Annotated in this window: 15 protein-coding genes and 1 pseudogene; all 16 read right to left on the reverse strand. The window is 72.5% G+C overall.

Annotated elements, in window-relative coordinates; all coding sequences use genetic code 11:
• Positions 1-2: 2 nt before the first annotated feature.
• Entirely contained in the window at positions 3-1,049 is a 1,047-nt protein-coding gene (locus tag ACJA3G_RS11410; RefSeq protein ID WP_406552805.1) for an alcohol dehydrogenase family protein, read from the reverse strand.
• Positions 1,046-2,416 carry a condensation domain-containing protein gene (locus ACJA3G_RS11415; protein WP_406552806.1) on the reverse strand — a complete coding sequence of 457 codons (1,371 nt, stop codon included), beginning with the start codon at positions 2,414-2,416 and terminating at the stop codon, positions 1,046-1,048. The genes ACJA3G_RS11410 and ACJA3G_RS11415 overlap by 4 nt, the downstream gene beginning before the upstream one ends.
• On the reverse strand, positions 2,413-3,228 hold the full coding sequence (locus ACJA3G_RS11420; protein WP_406552807.1) for a class I SAM-dependent methyltransferase: 816 nt from the start codon (positions 3,226-3,228) through the stop codon (positions 2,413-2,415). The genes ACJA3G_RS11415 and ACJA3G_RS11420 overlap by 4 nt, the downstream gene beginning before the upstream one ends.
• A gap of 7 nt (positions 3,229-3,235) precedes the next feature.
• A complete protein-coding gene (locus tag ACJA3G_RS11425) occupies positions 3,236-4,099 on the reverse strand; it encodes an amidohydrolase family protein (protein WP_406552808.1) in 864 nt (287 codons plus the stop codon).
• Positions 4,096-6,018, reverse strand: a complete 1,923-nt coding sequence (locus ACJA3G_RS11430) for a beta-galactosidase trimerization domain-containing protein (protein ID WP_406552809.1) — start codon at positions 6,016-6,018, stop codon at positions 4,096-4,098. The genes ACJA3G_RS11425 and ACJA3G_RS11430 overlap by 4 nt, the downstream gene beginning before the upstream one ends.
• A complete protein-coding gene (locus ACJA3G_RS11435) occupies positions 6,000-7,151 on the reverse strand; it encodes a DegT/DnrJ/EryC1/StrS family aminotransferase (RefSeq protein ID WP_406552810.1) in 1,152 nt (383 codons plus the stop codon). Before ACJA3G_RS11435 ends, ACJA3G_RS11430 begins: the two co-directional genes overlap by 19 nt.
• Positions 7,148-7,927, reverse strand: coding sequence for an NDP-sugar synthase (locus ACJA3G_RS11440; protein WP_406552811.1), 780 nt, complete (start codon positions 7,925-7,927; stop codon positions 7,148-7,150). The genes ACJA3G_RS11435 and ACJA3G_RS11440 overlap by 4 nt, the downstream gene beginning before the upstream one ends.
• A gap of 14 nt (positions 7,928-7,941) precedes the next feature.
• A complete protein-coding gene (locus ACJA3G_RS11445) occupies positions 7,942-9,006 on the reverse strand; it encodes a glycosyltransferase family 4 protein (RefSeq protein ID WP_406552812.1) in 1,065 nt (354 codons plus the stop codon).
• Positions 9,003-9,995 (reverse strand): NAD-dependent epimerase/dehydratase family protein, encoded by a 993-nt coding sequence (locus ACJA3G_RS11450; protein WP_406552813.1) that lies wholly within the window; start codon positions 9,993-9,995, stop codon positions 9,003-9,005. The genes ACJA3G_RS11445 and ACJA3G_RS11450 overlap by 4 nt, the downstream gene beginning before the upstream one ends.
• Complete coding sequence (locus tag ACJA3G_RS11455; protein ID WP_406552814.1) at positions 9,988-11,301, reverse strand: nucleotide sugar dehydrogenase; 1,314 nt, start codon at positions 11,299-11,301, stop codon at positions 9,988-9,990. Before ACJA3G_RS11455 ends, ACJA3G_RS11450 begins: the two co-directional genes overlap by 8 nt.
• A 47-nt stretch (positions 11,302-11,348) precedes the next feature.
• Positions 11,349-12,482, reverse strand: a complete 1,134-nt coding sequence (locus ACJA3G_RS11460) for a hypothetical protein (protein WP_406552815.1) — start codon at positions 12,480-12,482, stop codon at positions 11,349-11,351.
• Between the two features lie 23 nt (positions 12,483-12,505).
• On the reverse strand, positions 12,506-13,297 hold the full coding sequence (locus ACJA3G_RS11465; RefSeq protein WP_406552816.1) for a creatininase family protein: 792 nt from the start codon (positions 13,295-13,297) through the stop codon (positions 12,506-12,508).
• Positions 13,260-14,219 carry an alpha-hydroxy-acid oxidizing protein gene (locus ACJA3G_RS11470; RefSeq protein WP_406552817.1) on the reverse strand — a complete coding sequence of 320 codons (960 nt, stop codon included), beginning with the start codon at positions 14,217-14,219 and terminating at the stop codon, positions 13,260-13,262. Before ACJA3G_RS11470 ends, ACJA3G_RS11465 begins: the two co-directional genes overlap by 38 nt.
• Positions 14,216-14,764, reverse strand: a complete 549-nt coding sequence (locus ACJA3G_RS11475; RefSeq protein WP_406552818.1) for a nucleoside 2-deoxyribosyltransferase — start codon at positions 14,762-14,764, stop codon at positions 14,216-14,218. The genes ACJA3G_RS11470 and ACJA3G_RS11475 overlap by 4 nt, the downstream gene beginning before the upstream one ends.
• Positions 14,761-16,167, reverse strand: a complete 1,407-nt coding sequence (locus ACJA3G_RS11480) for an aldehyde dehydrogenase family protein (RefSeq protein WP_406552819.1) — start codon at positions 16,165-16,167, stop codon at positions 14,761-14,763. Before ACJA3G_RS11480 ends, ACJA3G_RS11475 begins: the two co-directional genes overlap by 4 nt.
• Before the next feature lie 133 nt (positions 16,168-16,300).
• Positions 16,301-17,082 (reverse strand): annotated as a pseudogene (locus ACJA3G_RS11485) (hypothetical protein); the annotation flags it as partial.

The raw sequence follows: 17,082 nt of genomic DNA on the forward strand, positions 1-17,082 counted from the left end.
GGTCACGGGAGGAGCACCACCTTGATGGCCTCGCCCGCGTCGAACAGCCGGAAGGCCTCGGGGGCTTCGGCGAGCGGCAGGCGGTGGGTGATGACGAAGGAGGGGTCGATACGGCCCTGGCCGACGAGCTCCATCAGCGGCTCACGGGTGGCGATGGGGTTGCCGACGGCGAACCGCAGGGTCACCTCTTTGGCGAAGGCGGTGATGGTCGGCAATGGCATCGCGGTGGACGCGTGGGCACCGACCGCGCACACCACGCCGCGCGGTCGCACGATCTCCAGGGCGCTCAGCAGGGCGGCGTCCGTCCCGACGGCCTCCAGCACGGCGTCGGCGCCGCGTCCGCGGGTCAACTCGCGTATCCGCCGCGGGAGGTCGTCACCGGGGGCCAGGGCCTCGGCGCCGCGCCCGGTGGCCGCGTCGCGGCGGCCGGCGACGGGGTCGATGGCGAGGACACGGGCGGCTCCCAGGAGCCGGGCGGCCTCGGCGGCCAGCAGGCCCACCGCGCCGCAGCCGATCACCGCGACGGTGTCGCCGGGCCGCACCTCGCCGCCGAGGGCGCAGGCGTACCCGGTGGCCAGCGCGTCCCCGATGAGCAGCGCGCGCTCGTCGGCGACGTCGTCGGGGACCGGGAAGAGGACGGTGTCGGCGAAGGGGACGCGGACGAACTCGGCGTGGCCGCCCGCGACCGGGCGCGCGCCCACGACCGTGTCGTAGCCGAACAGGCCCACCTGCTCGCACTGGTAGTGGCCGCCGTGCCGGCACCACCAGCAGCGGCCACAGGCGATGATGTCCGAGGCGAGGACCCGCTGGCCGACCCGCAGGCCGCGCACCTCGGGGCCGACGGCCTCGACGACTCCGGTGAACTCGTGGCCGGTGACGGTGCCCGGGGAGAAGGAGGCGATCTCGCCCCGGTAGGGATGCAGGTCGGTGCCGCAGATCGCGCTGGTGACGACCCGTACGACCGCGTCGTCCGGGGCCTCGACGCGCGGCGGCGGCACGTCGTCGGACAGGGCCACCCGGTGGGCGCCCTGCCACTGCAAAGCCCTCATGCGGTGGTCTCCTTCGCGTCGTGGGGGCGGACGGGCCCGGCCGTGCGGGGCGTGCCGGCGTGTTGGGTGGCGTCCCACAGCTCCCTGCTCAGCGCGTCGAGCAGGTGGCGGACCGCTTCGGGGGCGTACCGGGCCGGGTTGTAGATCATCAGGGCGCGCAGGCCGCCGTCCTCGGTGTAGAAGCCGAGATCGAGGTCGAAGGGCGAGTACGGGTCGTGGTTGACCAACGTGACCTCCAGGCCCGGCAGTCGCGGCATGACCTCGGGGGTGGTCTGGAAGGAGACGCATACGTTGATCACCGGGCGTGCCCCCGTGCGGCGCAGGCCCAGCTCCGCCACGAGGCGTTCGAAGGGCAGGTCCCGGTTGAGGTAGGTGCCGAGGAGGGTGTCGCGCACCTGGGGCAGCAACTCGTGGAACCCGGTGTCCTCGGCGACGCGGGTGCGGATGGGCAGCATGTTGACGAACAGGCCGACGGTCTTCTCGAACTCGGGCCTGCTGCGGAAACCGCCCCGGGTGCCGACCAGGATGTCGTCGCCCGGCACATGGCGGCGCAGCACCCGTGCGAACGCGGTCAGCAGCAGCATGTACAGGGTGACGTGTTCGCGGCGGCCGAGGGCGCGCAGCCGGTCGTGGAGCGGCTGCGGGAAGGCCGTCCACTCGGTCGCGCTCACGGTGTGCGGTACCGGCGCGGTGGTGCGGGCCAGGGTGAGTTCGGGCAGTGGGGTGACCCCGGATAGGGCCCGGCGCCAGTGGTCGGCCTGCCGGGTGTGCGCGGGGCTGTTCAGCCAGCGCTCCTGCCAGTCGACGAACTCCGCGTAGTGGGTGCGGACCGGCTCCAGGGGTGCCGGTACGCCGCCGACGCGTCGGGCGTAGAGCTCCTCCAGCTCGCGCAGGACGACCATCCACCAGGACCAGGCGTCGCAGACGAGATGGTGCAGGGTGAGGCGGAAGAGATGGTCGTGCGGGGCGAGCCGGATCAGCGTGGCCCGTACCAGCGGTCCCGCGGCCAGGTCGATGGGGCGGCCGAGTTCGGCGCGCAGGAGCCGTTCGGCGCGCCGGTGGCGCTGGTCGGGGGGCAGATACGCCAGGTCGACCCGGGCCAGCGGCACCCGCGCGTCGGGGACGACGTACTGGCGGGGAGCCCCGTCGACCATGGTGAAGCGGGTGCGCAGGGCGTCGTGGCGGCGTACCACCTCCTCGGCGGCGGCGTGCAGGGCGCGCACGTTGACCTCGCCGGTCAGACGGAAGGTCATCGGTTCGGCGTAGAGCGTGGTCCCCGCGCGCCGTTCCAGGAACCACATGCCCAGTTGGGCCTGGGACAGGGGGCCGGTGGCGGCGCCCACCGCGGGCCGGGTCGCCGCGATCACCGCTGCCTCGTGCCGTGGACGAACAGCCAGCGCCGGGGCACTTGGCTCAGCCCCAGGTCGCGGAAGACGGTGTGCAGGGCTTCGGTCAGCGCCCGGGAGCCGAGCTCGACGTCCGTGAGCCCGGTGGCGCCCTCGACGAAGACGGAGTACCCGCACAGGGCCTGCCAGTCCTCCAGGGTCCACGGGTAGACATCTTCTTCGGAGGTGACGGAGGCGAAGCCCGCCTCGGTCATGAGGGCTTCGTGGTCGGCCGGGGTCAGCGTCTCCAGGGCGACCGGGGCTTCGCGCTCCAGGACCAGGTCAGCGCCGTGGCGGCGCAGCCAGACGCGGGTGGCGTGCAGCCACGCGGCGTAGAAGCGGCGGCTCTCGGGCAGCACGGCACCCTCGTAGAACAGGGTGTTGAGGGCGAGCCTGCCGCCGGGCGCGAGCAGGTCGTGGCAGCCGCGCAGCACCGAGGGGCGCTCGCTGCGGGGGATCTGGTGCATGACGTTGCTGAGCACCACGGCGTCCACCGGCCCGACGACGGCGCCCACGTCCTGGGCCCGGCCGGTGACGAAACGGGCCCGGGGGTTGTCGCGCAGCCGTTCCTCGGCCAGCGCCAGTTCGTGGGCGGAGGGGTCGATGCCCACCACGGAGCCGAGCTGCGGGAAGCGTTCGAGCAGCAGCTCGGTGGCGCGGCCGGAGCCGCAGCCGACGTCCGCGACGACGCTGCCGGGGGCGCACGCGCACAGGTCGACGAGCCGCTGGGTCACGTCCCCGTACAGCGGGCGGCGCGACATGGCGTCGAATTCGTATCCCTGGATGAAGGCCACCGTCTCCTCATTTCTGGGTCAGTCGTGCGGCGGTGCCGCCCATGACCGCCCGGTGTTCGTCTGGTGTCAGGGGGGAGCTGTCCGACGGCCACGCCGTGGCGTCGGTGGTGAGTCGCGCCATCCGGGCGACGGCCTCGGACATGGTGGCGAAGGGGAAGTCGGTGCCCCACAGCAGGCGGTCCAGCACTCCCCGCGCCCGGGCGTGGGCGAGCGCCGCGGCCACCGTCCGGGGCGACTGGTAGGAGCCGAAGATCGACAGGTCCGCGTACAGGTGGGGATGGCGGGCCAGCAGGTCGATGCACGGGGTCGTCCACGGGGTGCCCAGGTGCGCCAGGATCAGGCGCAGTCGCGGGAACCGGCGCGCGACCGGCTCCAGCAGCAGGGGCGAGAAGAAGCGGCCGTCGGCGTTCTTCGCGGGGGTGTAGCCGGTGTGTACGAGGACCGGGATGTCCAGCTCCTGGGCCAGCTCGTACACCTCGAACCAGCGGGGGTCCGCCGGGGACATGCGCAGGTAGCAGGGGGCGATCTTCAGTCCGCGCAGGCCCAGTTCGGTCACCGCGTGCCGCAGTTCGTCGGCGGCGCCCGGCCGGCCGGCGTCGACGGAGGCGAAGCCGGTGAAGCGCTGGGGGTGGCGGGCGCACAGCTCGGCGACGAAGGTGTTCGGTACCGAGAACCCCTCGACGCGCCGTACGTCGAAGGCGAGCAGGAAGGCGTGGTCGACCCCGGCGGCGTCCATCTCGGCGAGGAGCTTGTCCTCCGGGGCGGACAGCGCCTCGGGGGGCAGTCCGGTGGTGGCCATCATCTCGTCGGCGAAGCGAGCGGTGAAGTGGCGGTAGTACTCGCCGGCGTGGACATGGGCGTCGATGATCACCGCTGGCTCTCCTGCCTGCCGCCGGGGACCGTGGCGGGGTCCCGGGTTTCGGCTTCGGGAAGGCGCACGAGGGCGACGCCCTTGGGCTCCAGGCTCAGGTGCCGCACCGGCCGCGCGTCGCCGGAGGGGGACGTGCGGTACACGGTCGTCGTCACGGGCGAGGTGGCGTGGTTGACGACCACGGCGCAGCGTTCGTCGCCGCGTGCCAGGACGGTGGTCTCCACCAGCGGCTCGTCGGCGGTCACCTCGGGCCGTATCCCTTCCTTCTCCCCGATCGCCGCGTACAGCCGGTGCCAGGGCGTCTCCTGGAGCCGGTAGGGGGCGTTCAGCAGCGCCTCCAGCGGGGCGTTGAGGAAGTAGGCCACTCCGCTGCCCCGTTGCTGCCGGGTCAGCGCGGGCGTGCCGTTGGGGTAGCGGGCGAGCGTCTCCGCGATCGTGCTGTCCACCACGGGGATCCGCCCGGCCGGCCAGTCCACCGGGAAGGGAGTGCCGGCCCAGGTGAAGCGGTCCTGTTCGGCCGCGTCGAGGGTGAAGTCCCGGATCCGTACGCCGAAGAGCTCCTCCAGACCGGCCGGGCCCAGGAGATCGCCGGTCGAGTACAGCAGGACCCCGCCCGCGACGGTGTACTCGCCCAGCCGCCGTTGCGCGGCCAGCGGCAGCGGCCGTACGGAGGGGCAGATCACCATGGCGTACCGTTCCAGGTCCTCGGTCCCGGTGAACTCGTAGGACAGATGCGCCTGTTGGAGCAGACAGTGGGTGTAGAAGGCGGCGGCCTCGGTGTCCGCCTCCGACGCCAGGTATCCGCCGTCGTGCTCAGCGGCCCGCTCGGGCAGGAACACGCCCACCCGGCCGGGCACGGGGCGGAAGCCGGCGAGTTCTCCGCTCACCCGGCGGGCGAAGCCGCGGAAGGCGTCCATGGCCGGTTTCTCGCGGCCGTCCATGTCCAGCAGTCCCACGAAGCGTTCGCCGGGCCGCAGTGCGTACGGCTTGCTCTCGGAGGTGAAGTCCTGCCAGCACCACACGACGATGCCGACGGCCCCGGCGGCGAAGGCGCTGTGGGCCGCCGCGCGCAGATAGCGGGCGGCGGTGGCCTCGTCACAGCCGTAGCTGCCCATCTCATCGACGAGCACCGGGGCGTGGGCCCGGCCGCGCCGCACCAGATAGGGCAGATAGGCGGAGGCCTTCACGGCGGCGGCCGACTCGATGTGGAAGGGGGTCCACAGCGGGAAGCCGTGCAGCGCGACCAGGTCCAGCGGCCGGGCGTGCTCGGGCCGGAAGGCGTGGTCGCCGAAGACCGCCGAGCCCTCGTTGGCCTGGAGGACCAGGGCCCCGGGGTCGGCCGCCCGGATCGCCTCGGCGAGGCCGGCCCACCACGCCCGTACCTCATGGGCGCCCAGCGAACCGGAGGCGACCGGGTCGACATGCGGGATCTCGTCGCCGATGTCGTAGGCGAGGATGTTGGGCGCGTCGCGCAGCGCGCCCGCGAGGTGCGCGACGAACGCGCGCTGCCGCTCCGCCATCGCCGGATCGCGCCACAGGTCCCGGCCGCCCCGCCAGGGCGGGTCGAAGAGCTGTCCGTTCATCCAGATGGTCAGCAGCGAGGGCAGACACAGCAGTCCGTGCCGGTGCGCCAGGGCCACCAGCTCGCACAGCCGCCCGGTCATCCTCGGGTCGTACACGCCCTCGGCGGGCTCGAAGTCCGCCCAGAAGACGAAGATCCGTACGGTGTTGAAGCCGAGCGCGGCCATCCGGGCGAAGTCGGAGTCCAGGGCCTCCGGGTCCCAGTCCCGCCAGAAGTCGCAGCCCGTGCGGGAGGGGAAATAGTTGACGCCCAGGCAGAACAGGGGGCGTCCGTCGCGGTGCAGCACCCCCTCGACCAGCCGGGTGCCGCCCGGGGCGCTCACCGCCGCGTCGCCCATGTCCGGCTCACCGCCTCGGCCACCCGGCGCACGTCCCCGAGCCCGATCGCGGCGTGCAGCGGCAGCGACAACTGGCGCGCGGCAACGCTCTCGGTGACCGGGAGACTGCCGGGGCGCGTGCCGTACCGCTCGCGGTAGGCGGTGAACAGATGGGTGGGCGGATAGTGCACACCGCTCTGGACCCCGGCCGCCCGCAGCTCCGTCTGAAGGTCCTCCCGGTCGAAGCCGTCGGGCAGCACGACCGGGAACAGGTGGTGCGCGCCCTCCTCCACCGGCCGGTCCGCGTAGGGCACTTCGAGACCGGGCAGCCCCGACAGCAGCGCGCGATAGGACCGCACCGCCTCCTGGCGCACCACGCGGCGCTCCGCCAGCGCCGCCAGCTGGACGCGTCCGAGCGCGCAGGCGATCTCGGTGGGGCGGTAGTTGAGACCGAACCCGTCCACGTCGTAACCCGAGGGGCCGCCGCGGTGGCGCTGTTCGGCACCCACGGTCAGCGCGTGCGAGCGCAGCCGTCTGATCCGGGCGCGCACCTCGGGATCGCGGGCGACCACGGCACCGCCCTCCCCCATGGCCAGGTTCTTGGTCGCGAAGAAGCTGAAGCAGCCGATGTCGCCGACCGTGCCCAGGACGCCGTACGCGGTCCTGGTGGCCGGGGCGTGCGCCGCGTCCTCGATGAGGGCCAGGCCGTGCCGCCGGGCCAGCGTGGTCAGGGCCGGCAGATCGGCCGCGTGGCCGCCGTAGTGCGCGGCCACCACAGCGCGGGTGCGCGGGGTGATCCGGGCGGCCACGTCCGCCGGGTCCACCCCCAGGTCATGGGCACCCTTCACCTCGGCGAACACCGGGGTGGCCCCGCACAGGGCGACCACGGCGGCGGCCGAGACGAAGCTCAGCGACGGCAGGACGACCTCGTCGCCGGGACCGATCCCCAGGGCGAGGACGGCCAGGTGCAGCGCCGCGGTCCCGCTGCTGACCGCGACCGCGTCCTCGACCTCCAGCGCGGTCGCGTAGCGCGCCTCGAAGTCCTCGGTCACCGGGCCCACGGACAGCCAGTTGGCGCGCAGGACCTCGGCGACGGCGCGGGCCTCGGCCTCGCCGGTGCACGGGGCGTAGAGGGGGATCTTCCAGTCGGTCATCCGCGCACCGCCTGCTGCGTGGCGTCCGTGGGGGCGCCGGTGCTCGTCGTGGGGCCGCCGCTCGGTCCGAGGGCGCCCAGATAGCGCGCCCGGTCGGCGCGGAGCGCGGCGTCGGCGGCGGCGAGCTGCGCGGGAGTGCCGATGTCGTGCCAGGCGGCGTCGAAGACATGGCCCTCGACGCGGGCGCCCCGGGCGGCGGCGTCGTTGAGCAGGGCCGGCATGTCGTAGCGGGTACGCGGGGGCAGCAGGCGCGGGACCGAGGGCTCCAGGACGTAGATACCGGTGCTGGCGAGGAAACTCATCCGCGGTTTCTCCCGGAAGCGGGCCACCCGGTTCTCGCCGTCGACCTCCACCACCCCGTGGGCGAGGTCGACATGGCGCGGCACCAGGGCGATCGTCGCCGCCGCCTCGGACTTCTTGTGCCGCCTCCACAGGTCGGCGAAGTCGATGTCGGTGAGCAGGTCCGCGTTCATCACCAGGGTGGAGTCCTCCAGGGGCGGGAGCAGGCCCAGCGGTCCGGCCGTGCCCAGCGGTTCGTGCTCCAGGCAGAAACGCAGGTCGAGGCCCGTCCAGCGGGGGTCGTCGAAGCTGGCCTCGATCAGTTGGGCGCGGTAGCCCAGCGAGAGCGTGACCTGGGTGAATCCGGCGCTCTGGAGCTGTCGGAGGATGATGTGCAGGATCGGGGTGCCGTCGACCTCGATGAGGGGTTTGGGGACGGTGAAGGTGGCGGGCCTCAGGCGCCGCCCCTCGCCGCCGGCCAGTATGACTGCTTTCACGGGACTTCCTCCGCTCAACTCCGGGCCGGGACCAGTTCGGTGTAGACGCGGTGCACCTGTGCGGCGACGGCGTCCCAGGTGAGTTCGCGGCGTGCCCTGGCGTGGCCCGCGCGCCCCATCCGCTCCCGTTCGGCCGGGTCGGCGAGCAGACGGCTCACCGCGTCCGCCACCGGCCGGGCGGCGGGCGGGACGATCAGCCCGTCCCGGCCGTCGGCGATCACCTCGGCGCTGCCCATGAACGCGGAGCCGATCACCGGCTTGCCGCACATCCACGCCTCCACGAACACCAGTGGGAAGACGTCGACCGTCGACGGCAGACAGACCAGGTCGCTCGCCATGAGGGCACTGAGTTTGGTGTCCTCGTCCACCCGGTCGAGTTCGGTGATACGGGGGTCGGCGTGGGCGGCGAAGAGCTGCCCGCAGTCCTCGTCCCAGCGCGGGCCGAGGAAGACGAAGTGCGCCTCGGGGTGGCGTGCCCACACGTGCCGCGCCGCCTCCAGCAGCACCGCGTATCCCTTGGAGCGCATCTTGCGGCCGAGGAAGAGCACCACGGGCCCGGTGATGCCGTGCGCGGCACGGAAACCCTCCGGGTCGGCGGTGCCCGGCAGGTGCGCCCCCTGCCCGATCCGGTGCAGGACGGAGTCGGCCACACCGTCGGCGCGCAGCACCTCGCGTTCGGCGTCGGTCAGGACGAACACGGCGTCCGCCCGGCGGCAGCCCTCCACCACGGCCGCCCGGTCGGGCCACACCTCCGGTGCCGAGGCCGGTGTCACGGCGAACGGCACGCCCCAGGCGCGGGCGAGGCGCAGCCCGGTGCGGATGTTCTCGGGCTGGAAGGCGTCGACGGCGTGCACCAGGTCCGCGGCGCGCGCCTCGCCCTCCCCGGCCGGCAGCGGTTCGACGCCGATCCCGGCGGCCGTCATCAGCCGGGCGTCCTCGGGGTCGCCCTCGCCGCCGTACAGGCCCACGCGCACTCCCCTACGGCTCATGGCCACGGCGAGGGACCGGGTCATCAGCTCGGCGCCCGCGCGGGCGGGGAAGTACCCCTGGTGCACGTACCGCACCCGGAGGCCGTTCATTGCCCGGTCCCGCGGGTGGCGAGGTCGTGCGCGTACCAGGCGTAGGTGCGGCGCAGGCCCTCACGCAAGTCGACCGCTGGGCGGTAGCCGGTGAGTTCGCGCAGCCGGGTCAGGTCGGGCAGGCGGCGCGCCGGGGACAGGGGCGGTGCCGGATGGGCGGCGATGCTGGGCGTGCGCCCGGCCGTCTCGAAGACCATGCGGGCGAGGTCGTCCATACGGACTTCCTCACTGTCGTTGCCGATGTTGACGAGCAGGGTCTCCTTGGTGGGCAGCCCGGCCAGCGCGATCAGGGCGGCCACCGCGTCGTCGACGTGGCAGAAGGCCCGGGTCTGGTCGCCGCCGTAGACGGCGAAGGGGTCGGCGCCGGTGAGGACGCGTTCGATGAACTGCGGGATGACGTGGTCATAGCCCATACGCGGTCCGTAGACGTTGTGGAAGCGCACCATGCGCAGGGCGAAGCCGTGGACGCGGGCGTAGGTGCGGCACAGCAGCTCGCCGGTGATCTTGCTGAAGCCGTACGAGGAGCGGGGCACCTCGGGGTCGGGGACCAGCAGGGGGACGTCCTCGCCGGTGGGCAGCGCGGCGAGACCGGCGGCGACGCTTCCCGCGTACGCCTCGCTGGAGGAGGCGAAGCAGAAGGTGGCGCCGGACATGCCGGGCCGCCCGGTGAACCAGTCCAGCACGTGCACGGTGGACAGGAGGTTGGTCCGCAGCACCCGTTGCGGATCCTCGTTGGAGTGGACGACGCCGACGACCGCCGCCAGGTGGTGGACGGTGTCGAAGTCGTCGGGCAGGAGGGTGTCGGGAACGGGGGTGGTCAGATCGTGTTCGACGAGCGTGACGCGGTCGAGCAGGGAGTCGAGCAGCGTGTCGCGCCGGCCCCTGCTGAAGTCGTCGAGGAGGGTGACGTCGTGGCGGGAGGCGAGTTCGGCGGCCAGGTGCAGCCCGATGAACCCCGCTCCCCCGGTGATCAGGATCTTCTCAGGCACTGCCGAGCCTCATTGTCTTCGTCGTCCGCGGGAACACCCGCCAGGCGTCGTACACCAGCGCCGGCGGGCTCATCCGGGCGATGAGCTCCTCAGCCGGCAACTCGCCGTACCGGGCGTGGTCGTTGAGCAGGATGGCGGCATGGGCGCCGGTGAAGCCGTCGGTCAGCGTGACGGGCTCCACCCCCAGCGCCTCGATGCGTTCGGGCGGGATCACGAAGTCGTGGCCGACCACCCGGGCGACCTTGCCGCGCAGGAACTCAAGGAGCGGCACACTGGGGGCGCCGCGCATGTCGTCCGTCTCGGGGCGGCCCTTGTAGGCGAATCCGGAGACCAGGACGGTGGACCGCCGCGGGTCCTGGCCCGCTTGGCGCAGGGCGCCGAGCACGCGCTCGCCGACCCGCCGGGGCAGGGACTCGTTGAGGGCGCGGGCCGCCATGACCATCTGCGGGGTGTGGTCGTGGCGGGCCAGGGAGTGGCTCAGCAGATACGGGTCCTTGGTGAGGCAGCTGCCGCCGACGAATCCCGGCTTGCTCAGATCGGGGCGCGGATAGTCCGCGTTGGCGGAGGTGATGACCTCCATGGCGTCCAGGCCGAGCTTCTCGGCCATGAGGGCGATCTCGTTGCCGAAGCCGTAGATGAGGTCCGTGTGGCAGTTGTTGACCAGCTTGACCAGTTCGGCGGCCTCCAGTGAGGAAACGGGGACCACCCGTCCGCTGATGGTGGTGAAGAACCCCGCCGCGAGCTTCGTCGCCTCTTCGTCGAGGCCGCCGACGATCTGCGGCAGGGACAGCAGTTCCGCCAGCGCCTGCCCCTGGATGGTGCGTTCGGGGCAGAAGGCGAGCAGCGGTTCGGGTATCCGGCGGGCCAGGGCCGGCAGGACCAGTTCGCGGGTGGTGCCGACGGGGACGGTACTGCGCACGATCACCAGGGTGTCCTCGTCCGCGCCTGCCGCGACGGCTTCGGCGGCGGCCGTCAGATGGCCGAGTTCGGGCGTGGTTCCCCCGGGCGTGATGGGTGTGCCGACGCAGATGACGACGACGGGCGGCAGCCGGTGCCCGCTGATGTCGGCCGTGACCGCGAGCGTGCCGTCGCCGGCTCCGCGCTCGATCAGCTCGGCGACGCCGGGTTCCGCGAGCTGGAGGCGCCCTTGTGCCAGGGCGCCGGCGACCGCCGGGTCGCTCTCGTAGCCGAGCACCCGCTTGCCGGTGGACAGGAGGGCGGCGGCGAGGGTGACACCGACGTATCCCATCCCCACGACACAGACGTCGAACTGGGTGAAGTCCTCGTGATCGGTGCGCGATTGCATGTACGTACCCCCTGGGCGCGACTTGGGAAGGTCCGGGTCGGGGCGGTTCAGCCCACGACCCAGTGGGTTTTTTCGGGCCGTCCGCCCAACTGCCGTTTCTGGTCGTCGAGGCCCTTGACCTCGGATCCGCCCGCGTCGACCTCGCGGATGCCGTGGTCCATGAGCTTCTTGAACACGGTGAGCCAGATGTACTGCGGTATGGCGGTGAAGCCGGTGGCGTCCTTGAACAGCCCGCTCAGCCGGTCCGCGAAGCGCATCGACATCGTGCAGTACAGCGATGCCCGGTCCGGCGCGGTGCGCTCGCCGGCGAAGAACATCACCGGCACCTCCTCGCCGCCGCTGTGGGCCAGGACGCCGAGGTAGGCGAAGTAGTCGTGTTCGTTGCGGCCTCCCGGCCGCTGGGTGACGATCGCCGTGTAGTCCTCGGGGGTGGAACCGACGACCTCGCCCTGCTCCCGGCGGGCCTCGAAGTAGCCCTCGACGACGGACCTGGCCATCTTCGCCTCGTCCGGGCCGTAGCCGTAGGGCCTTATCCGGAGTTCCAGGTGGTCGTTGCGGGCAAGGAAGTTCTCGAAACGGCGGTAGGCGAGCCGGTTCTTGTTCCTGTGCCGCCGGTTGCCGTCCCCCTCCAGGTTCTTCACCACCGGACGGCCGTCGGCGTCCACCGCCAGCAGTTCGTCCAGTCGGTAGACCCGGTTGGGGTAGGTCTCGTCCTCCTCCGGGGCCTCGGGGTGCCAGGGGTCGGCCGACACCGGGGCGAAACCGGCCGCCAGGAACAGCTCGTGGTCGCTCGGCGAGAGGTGGCGGACGTATACGGAGGTCTGCGCCAGGCCCGCTTCGCGCGTCGCGGAGATGAACGACTTGACCGCGGCGATACGGTCCTTCCCCTTGGGCGCGACGATGTGCAGATGCTTGCGCTCGTCGTGCTCCTTGCTGAAGTAGCCGACCCCGAAGAGGTTCTGCCCGTCGTGGAAGACCATGCCGTTGGGATGGCGGGTGCTGGTGCCCCGCAGGTTGTATCCGTTGGTGTAGAGCATGAGCCCGAGCTGCCCCAGCGCGAAGGACCCGTCCTTGAAGTTCTGGATGGCCTCGAAACACTCCTCCACGGGCCGCAGTTTGTCGCCGAAGAGGCTTTGCAGCCGGGCTTCGAAGGCGTCGCGTTCGGTCGTCGGCAGGCGCATGGATCCCCTTCCGCTGGAATTCGTCACTCGCTTGCGCCCTGCTCGGTGCGCGGGGACGCCCCGTCCGCGAGCGTCCGCGCCACACCGTCCATCACGTGCCAGAACAGCTCCTCCCCCAGGTCGCCGTCGGCACCGGAGGTCGTGGTCAGCACTCCCTGGGTGGACATGCGGTCCGCGCCGACGGGATGGCGGTACACGCCGGCGGCGGGCGGAGTCGGGTGGTCGACCCGCGTCGGGCGCACGACCTCGGGACGCAGGTACATCATGAGACTGGTCTCGGTCACCCCGGCGTGCTCGGCGTGCCAGCCCGGGAAACGGGGAAGCCGTTTGCGCAGCCACTCCTCCTCCACCAGGCTCCACCAGCTGAAGGCGACGATCTCGGTGGTGGGGAAGGTGCGCGCCGGGTCGAGTCCGTCGATAGCCTCGAACAGCAGCGCCTCGTTCTCGTAGTGCCCGTTGACCACCACCAGCCGGGCCGGGGCGAGCCGGGCCAGTCCCCGCAGGCACTGGGCGACGTAGTCGATGAAGGTTCCCCCGTCGATGTGGACGGTGCCGGGGAAGCGCAGTCCGCCCCCGCTCTGCGGCAGTGATCTGGCGGACAGCGGCTGCCCGGGGAAGAGCACACCGTCGGTGTCCGCCACCAGTTGGCGGGCGAACGCGTCGGCGATGTCGTAGTCCACCGACAGCGGCAGATGGGGGCCGTGCTGCTCCAGTCCGCCCACCGGCCACACCAGGGTGGCGCCGCTGAGCGCCGCGGGTGTTTCGGGACTCGTCAGATCACCGTACGCCCTGACGTTCGTGGCCCGCTGTCGCACGCACCTCACCCCTTCCGCCCTCAAGTGCCCGTCCCACCACATCGGTTACGGATCCGCCGCGTGCGCCGAGCCAGGTGTCGAAGCCCCGGCGGATCTCGGCCAGGGTCTCGTGCATGTGTGTGTGCAGTGCCGTGTAGACCTGCACGGCGTCGGCGCCCACGGTGAGGTACTCCGCCACGTCGGTGCCGCTGCGCACCCCGCCGCTGCCCAGCACGGGAACGGAGAGGCCGCCGCGCCGCAGCTCGTAGATCGCGGCGAGCACCAGCGGTTTGATCCCGGCCCCCGAGTAACCGAAGGGGCGGCCCAGGAGGACTTCCCCGGTGTCGGCGGACACCGCGAGCCCGGCGATGGTGTCGCTGAGGGTGATCGCGTCCGCGCCCGCCTCCACGGCGGCGGCGACGCGCTCGCCCACCTGCTCCCCCACCGCCAGTTTCACGCTGAACGGCAGTCCGGTGGCGCGGCGCACGGCAGCGGTGTAGTCGGCGACCCGCTGTGCGCTGTCGGCCAGCCCGCCGTCCTCGTTGAGACACGAGATACCGAGCTCCAGGGCGCGGCAGCCGGTGTCGGCGACCCGGGCGGCCAGGTCGGCCAGCGCGGCGGGAGAGTCGGCGTGCAGGGACGCGATGACCGGCAGGCCGTCCTCGGCGAACCGGCTCAGCATGGCGCACCAGGCGTCCACGCCGCGCCGGGAGTACGTGGTGCTGTTGATCATCCCGGTGGGCAGATGCAGCAGGCGCTCGTCGCCGCCGGGGAGCGGTCCGGGATGGATGGTCTTGGTGACCACGGCGCCCGCGCCCCCGGCGAGCAGGCGGCGGATGTTGCGCTCCTGGTCGGTGAGCAGGCCCGAGCCGACGACGAGGGGGCTGAGGAGCCGTAGCCCGAGGACCTCGGTGGCCGACGCGGTGTGCTCGACGGTCGTCATGGTGTCACCACCGCGTCGCGGCCGACCTTGCCCAGCCGCAGCAGCAGTTCGCCGGGGCCGCCACGGTGCAGCTCGGCCACGTCGACGACGCCGACGTCGGCCACGGACGGCAGTCCGCGCAGCAGATGGCTGGCCCCGGCCGGGACCGGCAGGGTGGTCACCATGACGATGGGGCGACCCAGCGCCGAGGCCCAGCCCAGTTCGATGTGTGTGCCGTCGGTGCGCATCAGTGCGCCGTCGGCGTCCGTCGGCAGGACGGGTACGAACACGTCGCACCGGCGCATCCACTCCAGGTCCCGTGCGCTGACGTCCTCCGGCGAGAAGAGCGGTGTGTCCTGGCCGAACTTCTCCGCGACATGGGCGGAGAAGACGGTGGCCCCGGCCTGCGTGACAGCGGTGATGACGGCCTGGATCGTCTCGCGCAGCGGCCGGTGGAAACTGTTGTGCCCCAGCGCGTGCTGGATGGGGCCGCCGACGAACACACGCAGCCCCGACAGATCGACCAGGCCGGTGCCGGGGTCGCCGCCGGAAACGGTATCGCTCATGCCTTCCCCTCATCTTTCCCGCGGAGCGCGAGGTGGTGGATGGTGATCTGGGTGTATTCCAAGAGGCCCCACGGTCCGTACTCGACGCCCGCGCCCGAGTGCCGGTGGCCGCCGAAGGGCACGTCGTGCCGGAGGTCGCCGTGGGTGTTGATCCACACCGTTCCGCAGTGCAGCCGCCGGGCCACCGCGGCGCCCTGCTCCGGATCGCCCCACAGGGAACAGCCCAGGCCGTAGGGCGAGGCGTTGACACGGGCCGTCACGGCGTCGAGGTCGTCGTAGGGGATCACGGGGATCACGGGACCGAACTGCTCCTCCTCCTCCAGCCGCGTTCCCTCCGGCAGGTCCGTGACGACGGTGGGCGGATAGAAGTGGCCGGCCCGCTCCAGGGGGCGCCCGCCGGTGACGAGCCGGGCCCCGCGGCGCACCGCGTCGGCCACCAGCGCGTCCACATGGCCCAGTTGCCCGGCGCTGACCAGGGGTCCCAGCTCGGTCGCGGCGTCGAGGCCGTCTCCGACGACTGCGGCCCCGGCCAGCGCGGCCAGCGCCTCGGTGAGCCGGGCGTGCTGCGGGCGTGGCACGTAGACGCGTTTGACGGCGGCGCAGAACTGGCCGCTGTTGACCATCGCCCGGTCGAACAGGGGGCGCGCCAGGTCCTGTACGTCGGTACCGGGCAGCACGATGGCCGGGTCGTTGCCGCCGAGTTCGAGAACGGTCCGTTTGAAGTCCTCGGCCGCGGAGCGGGCGATGGCGCGCCCGGCGGTGATCGAGCCGGTGAAGGACACGAGCCGGACCGCCGGGTGTGCGGTGAGTCGGGCGCCCAGCGCGGAGTCGCCGCTGACCACCCGCAGAACGCCGGACGGCAGGACCCGGCCCAGCACCTCACCCATGAGCAGGCTGGACAGCGGTGTGGCGGGCGAGGGTTTGAGGACGACCGTGTTGCCCGCCAGGAGCGCCGGGGCGATCTTGCACACGGCCAGCAGGACGGGGTAGTTGGAGGGGGCGATCGCCGCGACGACGCCGTGCGGCACCCGCTCCAGGGTGACCCGGGCGGCGGGCTCGTCCACGATGCGGTCCGGGTGCAGCGCGAGACCGGCGGTGTGGGCGAACCAGTCTGCGGCCAGGCGTACTTCGGCGTGTGCGTGCCGCAGTGGTTTGCCCTGTTCCCGGGTGAGCAGGTCCGCCATGGCGTCCTCGGCGTCCCGCAGCGCGTCCCGGCAGTCGAGCAGGTGCCGGCGGCGGATCTCCAGTGGTTGGGCCGCCCACCGGGGGAACGCCCCGGCCACCTCGGCCACCACTGCGTCGAGTTCGGCGGCGGTGTGGCGGGGGGCGTGGGCGAAGACCGTGCCGTGCGCGGGGTTCTCCACGCCCATGGCGGTCTGCCGTGCCGGTGCTTCCGTGAACACAGTCGACTCCCCCGTCACCCGGTGCCGAGACATCCCGCACCCCTGTTCGGACAGGTCCCAGTCTCACCACGCGCAAGTGCCTGAGGCATCCTCCGCTTTGGGGCATGCCCGTTCGGCTACGGCCAAGATCCGGTCACCCCCTGGCGGCCGTCCGCGGCGGCGGCGCGGTCCTCTGCCGCTGCCCCTGATCGAGCCGTGGCCAGGGACGTCCGGGCTGCTCGGCGCAGTCCACGAGGAACCGTTCGAGCCGCCGGAGGAAGGTGTGCACCTCCTCGGGCGGCAGGGCCGCGGTCTCGGCGCACAGGACGAATCTCAGCCAGCCGGGGTCGGTGTCGACGACGACCAGGAAGAAGGTCTCGGCCTCCTCGAAGTCGCAGGGGGCGACGACGGTACGGGGCAGGGCGGCGCGGATCTCCTCGGCGGACACCGCCGGGCCCAGGGTCCGCAGATCGTGGTCGGTGCGGATGTCGTTGAAGCAGCACGACAGATGGAGCGGCTCGCCCCTCCTGCGTCCTTCGGCCCGGATCAGCTCGTTGGCCCCGTCGGGGTCGAACAGACCGTTGGCGTACGCGAGGGTGCCTGCGGCGAAGGCGCGGCGGGCGACGGTCCGTATGTCCTCCGCGCGCAGGTCGAGGGTGGTGAGGACTTCTTGGTGCAGGTTGGCCACGGCCTGCTGGAGCGCGGGGTGCGTACGGTTGGCGGCCAGCAGCCGCAGGGCGCACACGGGTTGCCCGGAGCGGGCGCCGAGCAGGAGCGCGACCGCCGTGAGGAGCACCGCGGAGGTGCTCACCCGCCACTGTCCGGCCAGGGCGCGGACCGCCAGGAAGGCGGCCGAGGAGTCCATGGCGGCGCTGTAGCGCTCCGGCCGGCCGGGGCCCCGGGGGGCCGGAGCGCTACAGCGCCGCCATGGACTCC

This window comes from Streptomyces sp. YS-3 (assembly GCF_045257485.1).
GTDB lineage: Bacteria > Actinomycetota > Actinomycetes > Streptomycetales > Streptomycetaceae > Streptomyces.